Source organism: Bradyrhizobium sp. CIR18 (genome assembly GCF_014198295.1).
Classification (GTDB): domain Bacteria; phylum Pseudomonadota; class Alphaproteobacteria; order Rhizobiales; family Xanthobacteraceae; genus Bradyrhizobium.
This window is the reverse complement of record NZ_JACIHF010000011.1, coordinates 209,149-223,559: the sequence shown is the minus strand read 5'-3', so window position 1 is coordinate 223,559 and position 14,411 is coordinate 209,149. Positions and strand designations below refer to the sequence as shown.

Annotated in this window: 14 protein-coding genes; 3 read left to right on the top strand and 11 right to left on the bottom strand. The window is 61.4% G+C overall.

Annotated elements, in window-relative coordinates:
* Positions 1–155: 155 nt before the first annotated feature.
* The 6 genes from GGD65_RS29050 to purU all read right to left on the bottom strand — a co-directional run bounded on the left by GGD65_RS29050 (position 156) and on the right by purU (position 7,876).
* Positions 156–668: a phasin family protein gene (locus GGD65_RS29050; RefSeq protein WP_183237406.1), complete on the bottom strand. Its 513-nt coding sequence runs from the start codon at positions 666–668 to the stop codon at positions 156–158.
* A 657-nt stretch (positions 669–1,325) separates the two neighbouring features.
* A complete protein-coding gene (locus GGD65_RS29045; protein ID WP_183237405.1) occupies positions 1,326–2,831 on the bottom strand; it encodes a CHASE3 domain-containing protein in 1,506 nt (501 codons plus the stop codon).
* 487 nt (positions 2,832–3,318) lie between these two features.
* Complete coding sequence (locus GGD65_RS29040; protein ID WP_183237404.1) at positions 3,319–4,689, bottom strand: MFS transporter; 1,371 nt, start codon at positions 4,687–4,689, stop codon at positions 3,319–3,321.
* Positions 4,690–4,790: 101 nt separating this feature from the next.
* Positions 4,791–5,699 (bottom strand): bifunctional 5,10-methylenetetrahydrofolate dehydrogenase/5,10-methenyltetrahydrofolate cyclohydrolase, encoded by a 909-nt coding sequence (locus GGD65_RS29035; protein WP_183237403.1) that lies wholly within the window; start codon positions 5,697–5,699, stop codon positions 4,791–4,793.
* A 7-nt stretch (positions 5,700–5,706) separates the two neighbouring features.
* A complete protein-coding gene (locus GGD65_RS29030; protein WP_246783425.1) occupies positions 5,707–6,987 on the bottom strand; it encodes an aminomethyl transferase family protein in 1,281 nt (426 codons plus the stop codon).
* 16 nt (positions 6,988–7,003) lie between these two features.
* Complete coding sequence (purU, locus tag GGD65_RS29025) at positions 7,004–7,876, bottom strand: formyltetrahydrofolate deformylase (RefSeq protein WP_018315797.1); 873 nt, start codon at positions 7,874–7,876, stop codon at positions 7,004–7,006.
* 233 nt (positions 7,877–8,109) lie between these two features.
* Between purU and GGD65_RS29020 the strand changes: the two genes are divergently transcribed.
* Positions 8,110–9,117, top strand: a complete 1,008-nt coding sequence (locus GGD65_RS29020) for a LysR family transcriptional regulator (RefSeq protein WP_179734442.1) — start codon at positions 8,110–8,112, stop codon at positions 9,115–9,117.
* A gap of 209 nt (positions 9,118–9,326) precedes the next feature.
* Here GGD65_RS29020 and GGD65_RS29015 read toward each other — a convergent pair whose 3' ends face one another.
* Both GGD65_RS29015 and GGD65_RS40350 read right to left on the bottom strand, forming a co-directional pair.
* On the bottom strand, positions 9,327–9,542 hold the full coding sequence (locus GGD65_RS29015) for a hypothetical protein (protein WP_092256539.1): 216 nt from the start codon (positions 9,540–9,542) through the stop codon (positions 9,327–9,329).
* Positions 9,543–9,751: 209 nt separating this feature from the next.
* The gene (locus GGD65_RS40350) at positions 9,752–10,219 is read right to left on the bottom strand and encodes a phasin family protein (protein WP_143109050.1); all 468 of its coding nucleotides are present in this window, start codon (positions 10,217–10,219) and stop codon (positions 9,752–9,754) included.
* Positions 10,220–11,104: 885 nt separating this feature from the next.
* Between GGD65_RS40350 and GGD65_RS29005 the strand changes: the two genes are divergently transcribed.
* Positions 11,105–11,734, top strand: a complete 630-nt coding sequence (locus GGD65_RS29005) for a Crp/Fnr family transcriptional regulator (protein WP_246783424.1) — start codon at positions 11,105–11,107, stop codon at positions 11,732–11,734.
* Positions 11,735–11,880: 146 nt separating this feature from the next.
* Here the strand turns inward: GGD65_RS29005 and GGD65_RS29000 are convergent, their stop codons facing one another.
* Positions 11,881–12,306, bottom strand: coding sequence for a hypothetical protein (locus tag GGD65_RS29000; protein ID WP_018315792.1), 426 nt, complete (start codon positions 12,304–12,306; stop codon positions 11,881–11,883).
* Positions 12,307–12,582: 276 nt separating this feature from the next.
* Here GGD65_RS29000 and GGD65_RS28995 point away from each other — a divergent pair, with 276 nt between their 5' ends.
* Positions 12,583–12,990, top strand: a complete 408-nt coding sequence (locus GGD65_RS28995) for a GFA family protein (RefSeq protein WP_018315791.1) — start codon at positions 12,583–12,585, stop codon at positions 12,988–12,990.
* A 33-nt stretch (positions 12,991–13,023) separates the two neighbouring features.
* On the opposite strand, the gene GGD65_RS28990 is transcribed toward GGD65_RS28995, so the two are convergent.
* Complete coding sequence (locus tag GGD65_RS28990) at positions 13,024–13,911, bottom strand: DUF1259 domain-containing protein (RefSeq protein WP_183237402.1); 888 nt, start codon at positions 13,909–13,911, stop codon at positions 13,024–13,026.
* Positions 13,912–13,957: 46 nt separating this feature from the next.
* Positions 13,958–14,191, bottom strand: coding sequence for a hypothetical protein (locus GGD65_RS28985; RefSeq protein WP_183237444.1), 234 nt, complete (start codon positions 14,189–14,191; stop codon positions 13,958–13,960).
* Positions 14,192–14,411 lie beyond the last annotated feature (220 nt).

Genomic DNA, 14,411 nt, shown 5'->3' with positions numbered 1-14,411 from the left:
TCAACCTCCATTCCCGATCGCGGGTCCCTCGGATTGGCGGCATCGCGCCCTCTAAGGGCTGCTGATTCCGCTCCCTTCTAGCCAAAAGAACCGTGATCGACCCGTGCGTGATCCGCGTTGCGTCCATCCTTTGCCGCAGCGGGCACGGCTTGCAGTTATCGTCCCGGCAGAGCCGTGAGCTCTCGGAGCGGCTCGATGCGCCAGAACGGATATGCCGCCAATTCTTTCGAGTGCTGCCCGAACATATCGACCCGTCTGGTTGTAAACTCCATAATGACGGGGAAAAATTCAGTTGGTGACCTGATCGTCGCAAGTCTCAGGCCGAAATCGAAAGCAAATTGCACGTTGGCCTGAGCTATCTCGAGAAGCTTTGCTTGGTACGCCTGCATGTTTGCCGTGGCTAAGGCAAAGCCTTTCATTGGATCGCTATTAATCATTCTCCGACTGAGGTCATCTGGCAGGGCATCCACCCGAGACTCAATGACAGGAACCTCGGGTCTAGGATCGTCATGAAGTTTAAGAGGTGGTTCAATCGAGGCTGCCGCAACAGAGCGAGGTCCATTCTCTTTCGAGCTTTTAACAATGGCCTGCTTGTTCCGTTGGGCCCGCGCGGCCGTTTTCGGATTGGGGGCGCGCTTTGACGCTGGTGGCGGTTTGCGTTTGCTCATCTGACGCTCCAAAGAATATGGGGGGCGACCACACAGTCATTTCTGAACGGACAACAGGCTTTGTGATGTGGCGTTCCAAACCCGCGAATTGTTGGAGTTCCGCATGAACTGAGACACGCAGGTTCTGCGACGTGGGCGTTGATTTCAGGTAGCAACTCCAACCAACAAACGTCTAGCTGGCGATCTTCCAGACTATGCTCAATGGGCGTCGGCCTGAGAACAATTAGCTCTCCGCTCGTTGTGCTTTGCGGCGACTACGCAAACATTCATGCCTTGATCGCGAGGCCTCCTCGTATCGAACCTTCGGAGAGCAGCATCGGTTGCGGCTGTTGATGGGCCGCATCGCTGCAGCAATTTGAATGTTCTCGCCACTAGCAGTTCGTGGTGGAGGCTTTGCGAGATCGTCCGGAGGACATTGTTGGTTCCGGTAGCTTCGGATCGGGCGGAGGCGTCGCCTTGACCAATCGAGCATGGGCGCTCAAAGGTTCTAGATCTCTCGAAAAATCTGCGGCCCCTATCGAGTTGAAAGCCTGAAAGGTGACTTCATCCCGCAGGCACATGGCGCGCCGCGCTGGCGGATAGAGGCGGCAAGCTGATCCGGAAGCTCGGCGACGTGCTCGAGGACAACCTGAGCGCCCTTGCAATAGGCCAAGTGGCCTAGTCATGAAGGGGAGCGAGGGTAAACTGGAAGACGGCGCCCCGCGGTGTATTCAGGGTGACCCACAATCGTCCGCCATGAGCCGCAATGATCGACCGACAGATGGCAAGCCCCATGCCTAGGCCGTTGGGCTTGGTCGTGTAAAACGCGTCGAAAGCACGTTCCGCATTCGTCGGCTCGAGCCCCGGGCCTGAATCCCGTACAGCGACGAGCACGCCGCCTGCAACATCCCTTTCGGTACTGATCTGCAACTCCCGCTTGCCATCCTCAAGGCTGTTCATGGCTTCCACGGCATTGAGGATCAGATTAAGGAGCACCTGCTGCAGCTGAATGCGCTCACCTTCGATTTGCGGCAGGTCCTCAGCGAGTTGTATCTGTACCGAGATTCCATGCCTCACCGCCTCGCTCCGGACCATGGCGATGACGTCCAGAACGGCTGCGTTGACGTCGAGCCGACTTTTGGGCAACGGCGCTTTCCTGACCATAGCGCGGATCCGGTGGACGATGTCGCCGGCTCGTTGGCAATCTGTGACAATGTGGTGGAGGGACTCGCGGCCCTTGTCCAGGTTTGGTGGGTCCGCGGCGAGCCAGTTCAAGGCGGCGTCGGCGTTAGTAAGCGCAGCCGAGATCGGCTGATTGATCTCATGGGCAATCGAGGCCGTCAGCTGCCCCATTGTGGCTACGCGACTGACATGAGCGAGCTCGACCTGTGTCTTCTGGCGTTCGATAATGCCTTTCTTGAAAACATTGACCGCGGCCGCCATTGCGCCGATTTCGTCACGCCGATCAATTCCAGGCACGTCGATGCTCGTGTCTCCCTTGGCAAGCGCCGCCATAGCCCCGGTCATGCCTGTGATCGGCCGCGCGATCGCGCGTGTGAGTAGTATGCCCATCAACACTGCGATCATGAGCGAGGCTGCGGCGCCCATCACGGTTGCCGTATATGCAGTAGCGTATGCCAACTTCTGGACGGCGTCACGCCTTGCCAACAGATCGCGCTCAACCTGCTCGATTTCCCTCGCCTTGCCGCGGATTGCGTCCATGGCAGCTTTGCCGGTCGCCCCCTCCAACGTGCGCGCCTGCTCCCGAGTCGTGGGATGCGCCATCAGCGCGATCTCCCGCTCAGCGGTCTCGACGCGCCAAGTCATCGCCAGCTTGTTCAATTCATCTAGACGACCTTGCTGGTCTGGGTTATCCGAAGTCTGTTCTTTCAATTTTCGGATTGCCGCGCTGAAGTCGGCGCCGCCTCTGCGGTACGGGTCCAAGAACTTCTCGTCGCCGCTGATCAAATAGCCGCGTAAACTAGTTTGTTGATCCAGCGCTGCGGCTACTGCCGCCTCTAACGTGTCCAACACGTCAGTGGTATGGACCCGCCGGTTTTTGGCCTCTTCGATCAGGCTAAGTCTGTCGTAGACTATTGCGCCGCTCACGAATATGACCGCTACCACGGCGGCAAATGCCGCCATCAATTTGTGCAAAATCAGTAAACTCGAAAACTGGGGCACTTGACCCTCAAGGCCGAAGTCCGCGACCGACCAGACAGCTAGCTCAAGCTTGCTCCCAAGCGATGGCATTCGCAAGAATTGGTATGGGACCGGGACGGGGCAAAGCGGCGCAGCCTCCGGAGTGGAGCGCAGTCAGTGTGTCTCGTCGGGCGTCGCCCAGGCGCCGAAGAAAGCCGTCGCTTCTCCTGCCTTGCAGAAGGAATTCGATGGCTTCATCGAGAAGTTTCGTGCGGCGCTGCCTAGCCGGCCAGCATGAGCTTGGTCGGGTCACCTGTCGGAAGCAGGCGTCTTCGTTGCTCTGGGGGGTAACGGCAGCCACGGGCCAATTCCGGGCTCGGCATCGCGGCAAATCCTCTTCTATTCGATTACTTCGTCAACGCGGGTCAAGGCCGAGGCCCCGCGCGGCCGGCGCTGAGCGGGGCTGTTTAGGCGTTCGCAAAACAAAAGCGAGAAAACAACCCCATGCACAGTAGCAGGGGCATCTCCCTCAGACGCCGGAACTCGCCGTTTCGGCTCTCATCGCCGCCTGATGCATATCGATGACCGCCACCGCGATGAACGTAATCGCGACGCAGGAAGCGATGACGGCGAAGAACACGGTCGCACCGTAGTTGAGCGCGAATGTCCCGACATAAGCGCTGACAATGGCCCCCGCCCGGCCGAAGCCGGCTGCCGCACCGACACCGGTCGACCGGACGTTGGTCGGATAGATGTGGGCCGCCAGCGCATAGAGAGAGCCCTGCGCGCCGAGCAGACAGAAGCCTTCGATGCACAAGAGAGCCATGAGCAACGGCTGGGTTTCGGTCGATAGCGGTATCGATGCCAGGATCATCGCGCCGATGGTTGCCGCGCCGGCAACAGTCAGGATCGCAACGCGCGTCCCATACCTGCCGATCGCCCAACCGGTGACGATGCAGCCACCGACACCGCCGAAGTTGAACAGTGCCAGACCGAAGCTCGCCGTCTGCACGTCAAAACCCTTGCCGGTCAAAAGAGTGGGAGTCCACGCGTAGAGGACGTAGACCGGCAACAAACAGAAGAAGAACGCGATCCAGAGCGCGGTCGTCGTACGACGAAATCCGGCAGCGAACAATGCGGTGAGCGAAGCACGTTCGACGCCGACGTCGCGCCGGTCGATGAAGGCTTTGGAAGCGGCAGCGGTCTCGTCCAGGATCCGAACGGATTTCGCCACCCTTTCCATGTCGGCGCCACGCGCCAACAGATATTGCGGCGATTCCGGCAGTGCGAATGTCAGGATCGCGGCGACGATCACCGGCAACACGCCGCTGACCACGAAGAGCATGCGCCAACCATATTCGGGCTGCAGCTGAGCGGCGATCAGGCCGCCAATCATGCCTCCGATGGGGATGCAGACAATGCCCAGCATCACGGAAAGACTGCGATTTCGCCTAGGCGTGAATTCCGCGATCAACGCGGTCGCCGCCGGAAGGGCACCGCCAAGTCCAAGGCCCGCCAGGAAACGATACAGGCCGACCTCGCCGACACCATGAGCGACCGCAATCGCGAAGGTCGCCGCACCAAACAGGAAGACGGATGCGATGAGGGCAACCTTGCGTCCGAGCCAGTCGCCGACGACACCCCCGATCGGGGTGCCGATCGTCATGCCCACGAAGCCCAACGCGAGGGCCGGAGCGAAATCGCTGCGCGTGACGCTCCACTCCTTGATCATCGATGGTATGGCGAAGCCGAGAATTTGATTGTCCAGACCGTCGAGGACGATAGCGAGAGCGCAGAGGAGCAGCACCTGCTTTCGCGAGGCGTTCCACGTCCCCTCCTCTGCGAGCGAACCGATGTCGATAACCCGCTGCTGCGGCGTATCCAGGACCTGTGTCGTCATGTTCGCTCTCCCCCTTTTGTAAACGCTTTCGAATATCTCTGCTCGGGCGGCCGCAACTCGGCCGCCCGATTCTCGCCAGGCACGTTCGTCCGCGGTTGCAGTCAGGCAGCCGTCGTCACGTCCGCCTCATTCGCCTTCGACCGGGCGGCTTCCATTCGGGCCGCGGCCAACGTGTTGGCGAGCAGACACGCGATGGTCATCGGCCCGACGCCACCCGGGACGGGCGTGATCGCGCCGGCGACCTCAATTGCCTCGTCGAAAGCGACATCGCCGACAAGCTTCTCGGCTCCTGAACCGGACTTGATGCGAGTGATGCCGACGTCGATGACCGTCGCGCCCGGCTTGATGAAATGACCGCGGATCAGGCCCGGAACGCCGGTTGCGACAACGAGGATGTCGGCTTCCCTGCAGCGCCGTTCCAGATCGGTGGTCCGAACGTGCGCGATGGAGACCGTGCACATCTCTTGCAACAGCAACCGCGCCATCGGCCGGCCCACGACGTTCGATGCTCCGACGACCAGTGCTCCGAAGCCGGCGATGTCGTCGTGCACCGATTTGATCAAACGCAGGATGCCTAGAGGCGTGCACGGAACCAGGGCACCTTCCATTCCGGCGGCCGTCCGCCCCACGTTCAACGGATTGAATCCATCGACATCCTTGTCGGGCCGGATAGCCGTCACGACGCGTGCGGCATCGATCTGCGAGGGCAACGGAAACTGAACCAATATCCCGCTCACCGCGGGATCGCGGTTCAACTGCTCGATCAGGTCGAGCAACAGTCGCTCCGGCGTGTCCGCAGCGAGCACGAACCGGCGTGATCGCATGCCAACAGCTTCGGTCTGCCGCACCTTGTTCGAGACATAGACGTGGCTGGCGGGGTCGTCGCCGATCAGCACGACGGCCAACTCCGGGACCGCCGCGCCGCCGGCAACCAGGGCGGCGACGCCTTTGGCCACGTCATTCCGGACCTCGGCAGCGAGCGCCCTTCCATCGATGATGCGCGCGGACATGGGCAGGTCAGACCTTGGAGAGATCAGCGCGCCGGTTGTCCTTCTTGTAGGGCGCCGGCGCCACCTTGGCGCGGATCTGCTTTTGCCGACGTCCGGGCTCGCCCCAGACAACGACGACCTCATTGCCAATCTCGGAATGATCGACGTCGATGGTGCAGAGCGACAACATTTCGCGGAAGAAGTAGCTATATCCCCGCGACGTCGTCACGCCGACGTCCTTTCCGCCACTCAGCACGCGGTCGGCGTACATGAAGCCGCGCTGGTCGCGAGGCATCTCCATGTACTGGTACGGCTCATGCTCCTTCTGAAAGAGGGAGGCGTGCACGTCGGCCACGTCGTCTCCGTTCCAGACGAGCGTGCGGATCACGCGCTTTGGATGGGCAACTTCGTCCTTGAGCGCCGCGCGTCCGATGAAGTCATGATCGAACTTGATGTTCTTGGCCCAGCCCAGCTCGACCGGGCTCCGGTACCAGTCGCGGACGTCGTCCGATTGGAAGCTGCCTGCGATGTTGAAGGTCGAGGCGAACCCCGGCATCGCTGCGCGGAACTCATCCTGATACTCCTTCATGTCCTCGTCGAAGATCGCGGGCATGTAGTCGGTGACGATCGTCGGGAAGCAGGCCTCGAGGTGGTTGATGAAGATCGCGCGGCCGCCGATCCGGCGCAGGCCGAACTCCTGGCCGGCAGCGACGATGGCGTCGTAGACGGCCGCCGCCTGCCCCATCGGCCCTTGAAGCTCGAAGCCGATCTCGCCGGACATGCCCTGCCGCAGCGCGAGCATCTTGCAGCCGGCAATCTCGATCTCGCCCGAATGCATGAACTTGACGTCTCGCAGCGATTGCTTCGCGACCTTTTCAAGGAGCGCGAGCGATGTCGGCCCCTGGACCTGGAAATTGAACCAGTCATCGGCTGCGGACGTCACCTTGTAGTCGCCGTGCCGGCGGATGTAGTCGACCCAGAATGTGCCGCGCCCGAACAACATGAACTCGTCTTCGGACAACCGCGTGAGGATGCCCTCGGCGATGACTTTTCCCTGCTTTGTCGTATGGACGACGTGCTTGGACTGACGGATGTCGAACTTCTGGAAGCTGTTGACGGAAGTATCCGAGAAAAGCTTCAGGGCATCGGGTCCCTTGAAGCGCCGCTCCCAGAGGAACGACCAGTCGCCGATGGCGCAGGTCTCCTTCCACGACATGCTCTCGTCGATCCAGTCGGTGTATTCGGGAAGGCCCCAACGCGAGGTGAAATAGCCTTCGGGGGTCTTGCGCATACCCTTGGGGGTCAACATTGTCGTGCTCCGTTTCTCAATTGGAGAAGACGATCGTTCGATCGCCGTTGATGATGACGCGGTCCTCGAGGAAGAGATGGACCGCGCGCGAGAGGACGCGCCGTTCGATGTCGCGCCCCTTCCGGACCAGATCGTCCGGCGTATCGCGGTGGCTGACGCGCTCGACGTCCTGTTCGATGATCGGACCTTCGTCCAGATCGCTCGTCGCGAAGTGCGCGGTCGCTCCGATGAGCTTCACGCCACGCGCGTGCGCCTGGTGGTAGGGTTTTGCGCCCTTGAACCCCGGCAGGAAGCTGTGGTGGATGTTGATGCAACGGCCATGGAGATGGCGCGAGAGATCGTCCGAGAGGATCTGCATGTAACGCGCGAGAACGACGAGATCGGCATTCGTCGTCGCGACAAGTGCCTTGATCTGCGCTTCCTGCTCCATCTTCGTTTCCTTCGTAACCGGAAGGTGATGGAAAGGGATGTCGCCGACGAGGCTCACGGCAAGGGCCGAACGCGGATGGTTGGAAACGATCCCGACGACGTCCATCTGGAGCTCGCCGAGCCTGTGGCGATAGAGGAGATCGCCCAGGCAATGATCGAATTTGGAGACGAACAGAAGCACGCGCTTGCGTTCGGCCTGGGATCGGAGCTTCCACTCCATGCCGAACCTTCGGGCGATGATCTCAAGGCCTGCTCGCGCCTTCTGCGCGCCCTCGTCCGACAGTGTGACACCGACTCTCATGAAGAAGCGTTCGCTCATGATCTCGTCGACCTGCGCCGCCTCGATGATGTTGCCGCCGTTCTCGAACAGACAGCGCGAAACGTCGGCCACGATCCCGGGCACATCGCGGCATGACAGGGTCAGGATGTATTGAGAGCTTCCAGCAAGTTCAGGCTGCATCTGCGGACGATTCCTCGCGCCACGCGCGGTCGTGGTCCGACGCACCGACGGGTGAGCGGATGTGGGAAAGGTTGAGAGGCGGACTGAGGAAGGGAACCGGACCAGCCTGTGCGGCCGGCGACCTACGGCTTTGATTTCACTCCCGAAGTCACCCCTGCGGGTGTTGGAGGAGACCATCGCGCATAAAGCCGTCATTGAAAATCCGGTATTATTCAATACAAGCTATCAATGTGATGGATATCAGACGGCTGGACCTGAACCTTCTTCTGCTGCTCGACGGGCTCTTCCGCACCCAGAACCTGTCGGCGCTCTCGCGTGAGCTCGGAATGAGCCAGCCTATGGCCAGCACCGGTCTGCGCAAGCTGCGGGATTTCTTTGGCGATCCGCTGTTTCTCTCGACCGGGCGCGGCATGCGGCCAACGCCCTTCGCGGAATCAATTGCCGAAGCCGTGCGGACAGTGCTGTCCACCGTCGATCAGCAGATACTCCGCAAGCCGCGTTTCGTGCCGGAAGACAGCGACCGCGTGTTCACGGTCACAACCTCGGATATCGGCGTCCTGATTTTCATCCCGCCGATTCTCCAACGCATTCGCAGCATGGCTCCCGGAGCGAGCTTGCGGTGCCTGCCGACGTCGCACGAGGACCTCGAAGACGCGCTCGAAAGCGGCGAGATCGATCTGGCGATAGGCTATTTTCCGGACCTCGTCGGTCCGAACATCGTGACAGAGGATCTGTTCGATCATCCCTTCACCAGCATCGTCCGAAAGGATCATCCAACGATCGGTGACACCCTCTCGCTCGAACAGTTTCTCGCCGCGGACCATATCGTCGTAAACCAGCAGGGGCGCAGTCAGGAGATCTTCGAAAGGCGCGTTCGCGAGCTCAAGCTGCAACGCCGCGTCGTGCTGCACCTGCCGCATTTCATGAGCGTGCCGCAATTGATTGCGACGAGCGACATGATCTCCACCGTGCCGTTCTCGCTCGGGGCCTGGTACGCGAACGCGGGGCTGAAGCTGCTGCCCCCGCCGGTCTCGATACCTCTCATCGAGTTGAAGCAGCACTGGCACCGGCGGATGGACAACGAACCCGCCGTGCGATGGCTTCAAACGATCGTGGCCGAGGAGCTCCGGGACCGCGACCCCGCGCTGGCGATGTCGGCCGATTATGCCAAGTCGCGCGCCAAAGCCGCGGCACCCATCGCCGGGCGGTCTGCGGCAACGACGGCGTCACGGCGGCGGTAAGCGCGCGTCACGAAGAGTTCACCATTTGGAGGAAACCGCGCCAGTCCGCGCGTACCGGCTACATCAGCGGGGAAAGTGTAGTGAACGCGGTCTTGGCATTTAACGCTGCTGGAAAGATCAAGACCCTGAGCTGTGGTCCGCCAGCACCAACTCATGCGTCATGTCGTCTTTGACGCGGTGCCTTTCAATGAGGGGCGCCGGCGACCATTTCATCCATATTCCGGTGCCAGACGCCAGCTCGCGGCGCGGGTGGCCGGCTCGTCGACCCAGGCTTCCCGCGCGAACCATGCGTGATCGGTGCGGCAGATCGGACACCGGGTGCGGGAGAAAAACACCGCGCGGCGTCCAAAGCTCTCGCGATCGGTCTTGATGCCGGTGGGAATCGCGTGTCCGGTTTGTGGACATTTGACCATGACCATTCCCATGTTGCCCTCCCTTGCGATTTGTCTTTGTTGTGGTTTGCAGAAAGACACCGGCCGGCTGGAATGCGCCTCTCGTCGGTGTGAGGCCTGAGAGGCATCGCGCACCTTGTTGGTCGAGCATGGGGCAGTGGGGCGTGCTCGCTCAGTTGGGCGTGTTCCAACCAGCCGGATCTCCTCCTCAGACGAATCCGAATGTGAAATTGAACGCGCTTTTAGCCGCCTGGGTGGAGGACCCTGGTGAAATGCTTCCTGATCGGCTCACCCGTTTCCGTCGCGAGCTTCTGGGCAAGCGCCCACAATTCCCTGTTCTGGTCAGAGGCGGTGTCGAAAGCCTTGCGCGCTTGCGCCGCCGACAATGTATAGGCATCGGTCGCGGACTTGCTGCCGAACAGATCGACGAAGAAATCGAGCGCAGAAGCGGCATTGGCGTTTGAGATTTCGAACACCTTGAGCCCGTAGTCGGTCGTGCATCTCGCATTGCTCGAATAGGTCTCACGCAGCGCCTGCGTCATCTCTTCCGATGCGGCCTTGATCTTCTCGCAGCCTTCCCGTGCGCGGGCGAGGCCCTGCTCGGCAAGCTCGCGCCCCACGCCGGGCAACACGACCTTCGAGAAATCCAACCATGGCATCGCGAAAACGTTCGTTCCGTTCGGCGGCAGTTTCGTTTGGCTTTCAGTCACGCAACATTTCCTTTCTCAAGCGAAAGCACTCCTCGCAACGCTCGCTTGCGTCACGAGAGCTCACGCTCTGTGTTCGATCAGATTTTGGATGAGCCTTGATCTAGCCCCGACCCGCCACGACTTTGTGCTGCGAGAAGCGGGAAGTCGGTTCGGTTTGTGACTCTCGCTCAAACTTTTTTTGAGATTGTCAACACAGACGAAGGTATGTCGGGCGAATGACTGTGCACAACAGGGATATCGCGAGGGGCAGGAAGTTCCTTCCTTAGCGCAAGCCTTGCAAAGGAGCCCCGCGCTGGCTGCGTTGGGATGCGCTACGTTGCGCAAGAACGGACATCACGCGACGTGCCTGCAACGGGAGCCTCAAGCCGCCTGCCCTTCTGCTTCACCCTGCCTATCGCTCACTTTCGGACAAACGAAACCGGCGGAGTGTGCTGGCGGAGTTCCTGAACGGCCCTTTCAGTAGCTTGTGCTCATCATCGCGTAGATCGCGCCGATCGCGGTGAAAGGCATGGTTCGCCCAACTCTCTCACCGCTGCGTTTGCCGCGCTCCGGAAATTGGAACCCCTTATGGTGTTACCCATACGCATTTTGCAATTGTGCCACATAGCGCTTGAATCTAAGTCCTGAATGATGGCGTAAGGCAAAACGCGCCTCGCGGTCGCGTGTGTTCGGAGTTTTATTTTTGAAATTGAGAGCTTCCGCAGCTGAATTGGATTTCGGAGCGCGAAGCGTACGCGGTTTCAAACAAAGTTCGAGTTTGCCGTCCTATGCCGCTCGAAATGCGGTTCGCGGTGGGCTACCGTGACGCATCCCAGCGGAATTGGTAACCGACTTCTCGCCGCCCTACCGGCGGCAGATCTCGGTCTGCTAGCACCCGAGCTGGAGATGGTCGCGCTCGATCGGGACGCGGTCATCTCGCGGGCGGGTGACCAGACCGAGCACGTCCTCTTCCCTCATAGTGGGGCCATTTCGGTGATGATCGACATGGCGAACGGGGAGACGGTCGCCAGCGCTGCGATAGGGCGCGAGGGAGCAGTAGGCACCCTTTCCGTGCTGGGGCCGTCCCCTGCGGCCCTTACCGCCATCGTTCGTGCCGCCGGCACCGCCTCGCGGATCCCCGTATCGCGATTCCACGCGGCTTTTAGCCGTAGCCCCGCGATCCGCCACGCTGTCCAGCTTCACTTCAAGGCAATGCTGATACAGCTACAAATCGGTGGAGCCTGCAATGCGCTGCATCCGGTCCAAGCCCGCATGGCACGCTGGCTGCTCCATCTTCACGACCGCGTCGACCACGACGTCCTCCCGCTCACGCAGGAGACGCTTTCGCAAATACTGGGTGTGCGACGGACGACGGTGACGCTCCTGATGCGCAATCTGCGTGCTTCCGGAGCGATCAGATCTGAGCGGCGAGGCGAAATCGAGATCGACCCATCTCGGCTCGCAGAGGTGGCGTGCGAATGCCGCGACACCATGCGTCTCGAAGTCGACGATATCTTTTCTATCGATCCAGCCTGAACTCGCGTTTGGTTCTGCCGAGGCAGATTTGACCGTGACGATGACCGGTTTAGCCCGAAGAGCCGACGCCAGAGCGAGGAACGACATCCGGCGCTAGGGGCCAGAGGTCGACAAGGCGCGCGGGCTGTTGTCGTCGCAGCGCTTGATTACCGCTCCTCGGTCGGATGCACCCATTTGTAGGGCGTGATGCTTTGCGTGGCTGTCAGCTTGATCATGTGGACGGGCGGCGCGGAACGTCCCTTTCGGCACGACCGGCACTTGAGCGAAGCTTCCAGCTTCCAGATCGGCGTATCGCGGGGACGGCGGATTGCGTCGAGCGGCAGGCTCGCGCGCGCCTTGCACCTGTTGCACTCGACCTCGAGCCAGCCCATGCCGCCGTTCAGGCATTGGCCGATCGTCGGCGAGGGTTGTGAGGGACCACCGTAACCTTCCATGCGGACCGACCAGGCTTCGGCTTCGGCCCGATCAGCCTCGCGAACCGCCTTCCTGGCCTCCTCGCGCGCGTGCTTGGCCGAAATTTCCGCACCCAGAATCCGGCCGCCCCAGATGACCTCGCGTGATTTGGTGCTCATGCCGTCATCAAAGCTGCGCCCGACGGCGCTGGCAAATTATCGATCGCTAGTAGGTTGGATCCGCAATTCGATACTGCGGGTCGTGGGTGTGGAAAACCGAGGCTGAAGATCCCGTGGCGAAGCCGCGGCGCCGAGGGCTTGGCGTGGCACCGAAGGCCTGGCATGGCAGCAGCTGTCAGGCAACAGTAGGACGCAACTTCAAATCGCTTGCGCCGTTGAAGCCGCGCGTCTCGCGAGTTATCGATCCACCAAACCCGCCTTCCATCGGAGGAATGCATGAGCACCATCACCGGCGGCTGTCACTGCGGCGCAATCCGTTACGAGGTCGAGGGCGAGGCGATCGTGCATGCGCTGTGCCATTGCCGCGATTGCCGGCTCCACGCCGGCGCTCCGGTGGTCGGCTGGACGATGTATGCGGAGAGCGCGCTCAAGGTGACCAAGGGCGAGCCGAAGGTGTACCGCTCCTCTGAACATGTCCGGCGGCACTTTTGCGCCAATTGCGGCACCGGCCTGTTCTACGACAATGCCAGCCTGATGCCCGGGATCATCGATATCCAGAGCGCGACCTATGACGATCCCGAGGCCGTGCCGCCGACGATGCACATCCAGGTCGCCGAGCGCCTGCGCTGGATGGAGCACGCGCACGAACTGCCGACGTTCGACCGCTTTCCGCCGCAGCCGTAAGCGCGAGACATCATCGACGGCTCGGCCTCGCCGTCAGCCTTTCGTGCTTGCAGTCTTGTCCAGCGCGGCGCGCAGGCCGTTCGCGAGCTTGACCGCGTCGTCGTTGGCCCAGAAGTGCATGAAGAACAGCCGCGGCTGCTCGTCCAGCATGTGGCTATGCAGCGCCGTGACCTCGATGCCGTGCGTGCGCAGCGCCACGATCACCGGATTCACCTCGTCGCTGGTCAGCACGAAATCGCCGGTGATGGCAGCCTTGCCTGCTCCGGTCGGCTGGAAGTTGATGGCGATCGCAACGCCCATCGCACCGACGGGGGTCAGCAGCATGCCGTCCTCCGTGATCGGGTCGCGCCGCTTGACGTTGAACTGGTAGACGCCGCCGTTGGCCTGCCCCTTGACGCCGATGACCTGATCGAGCTTTGCGGTGTCGAGGTCGATGGCAGGCGGCGGGCCCGCCGGCGCCGCGACCGTCAAGGGGGTTTTGCTTTCGGCCAGCGCATCGTGGATCGCCGAGGCCAGCTTGACGGGATCGCCGTGTCCGGCGACGTGCATGTAAAACGTCGCCGGGCTCGCGCGCAGCAGATGATTGTGCACGGCGGTGATCTCCAGACCGCTCGCGATCATCTTCGCCATCACGGGATTGATCTCGGTCTCGAGGAGCACGAGGTCGCCCATGACCATGGCACCGCCATGCGCGGGCTTGAACGCGAGCCAGCCCCCGAGCGCCAGCGCCGGCTTGATCGTCACCCCGTCCAAGGTCACGGTGAGATCGGTGCGGGGAAAGCTGTAGCGGTGGACATCGTCCGCAACGGCGGGCTTGCGGCCCAGCGTCTCGTCGACCTTCTTCCAGTCGGGATCCTGCGCATGAGCGCCCGCGATGAAGCAGGCACCGACGCCGATCAGCGCCAAAATTGTCTTTCGCATTGAACTGCTCCCTAAGCTTGGATTTCAGGCTCCTGTGCCCCGGGGTTCACTTCTGCTCCTTGATCTGGCCGCTGCTATCCATGACAAGCCGCACCTCCTTGCCGTTCTTCACGGCTTTTGCGGTCGTGCCCTCGGCTGTCGATTTGATGTCGCTGACCTGCGTGTAGCCGGCCGCCTGGATTTTGGCGACGACCTCCTCTTGTGTCAGAGCGCGTGCACTCGACAGCCCGCTGGCGATCGCCAGAAAGAGGATTGTGTGAAAGATGACCTTTGTCCGCATGACATTCTCCTGGCGTCTCCTGCCCCAGGTGAAGTCGTTCGGCGCGGCGCGACGAGATGATGCCAACGCGCTTCGGCGCGGCCGCCGTGCACGAATGAAAAATCCCGATTTGTCTGATGAGATTGGGAAACGATGACATGCTGCGTCCTTGGTGATCAGGACGCGATGCTTGGGCATGTCGCCTCGCGGGGAGATCGCAAATCCCCGTCGCGACGAATAG

Coding starts and splice junctions, on each gene's coding strand:
- GGD65_RS29050 (WP_183237406.1), bottom strand. CDS start 668: ATGAGCAAACGCAAACCGCCACCAGCGTCAAAGCGCGCCCCCAATCCG.
- GGD65_RS29040 (WP_183237404.1), bottom strand. CDS start 4,689: ATGACGACACAGGTCCTGGATACGCCGCAGCAGCGGGTTATCGACATC.
- GGD65_RS29035 (WP_183237403.1), bottom strand. CDS start 5,699: ATGTCCGCGCGCATCATCGATGGAAGGGCGCTCGCTGCCGAGGTCCGG.
- GGD65_RS29030 (WP_246783425.1), bottom strand. CDS start 6,987: ATGTTGACCCCCAAGGGTATGCGCAAGACCCCCGAAGGCTATTTCACC.
- purU (WP_018315797.1), bottom strand. CDS start 7,876: ATGCAGCCTGAACTTGCTGGAAGCTCTCAATACATCCTGACCCTGTCA.
- GGD65_RS29020 (WP_179734442.1), top strand. CDS start 8,110: ATGGATATCAGACGGCTGGACCTGAACCTTCTTCTGCTGCTCGACGGG.
- GGD65_RS29015 (WP_092256539.1), bottom strand. CDS start 9,542: ATGGGAATGGTCATGGTCAAATGTCCACAAACCGGACACGCGATTCCC.
- GGD65_RS29005 (WP_246783424.1), top strand. CDS start 11,105: ATGGTCGCGCTCGATCGGGACGCGGTCATCTCGCGGGCGGGTGACCAG.
- GGD65_RS29000 (WP_018315792.1), bottom strand. CDS start 12,306: ATGAGCACCAAATCACGCGAGGTCATCTGGGGCGGCCGGATTCTGGGT.
- GGD65_RS28995 (WP_018315791.1), top strand. CDS start 12,583: ATGAGCACCATCACCGGCGGCTGTCACTGCGGCGCAATCCGTTACGAG.
- GGD65_RS28990 (WP_183237402.1), bottom strand. CDS start 13,911: ATGCGAAAGACAATTTTGGCGCTGATCGGCGTCGGTGCCTGCTTCATC.
- GGD65_RS28985 (WP_183237444.1), bottom strand. CDS start 14,191: ATGCGGACAAAGGTCATCTTTCACACAATCCTCTTTCTGGCGATCGCC.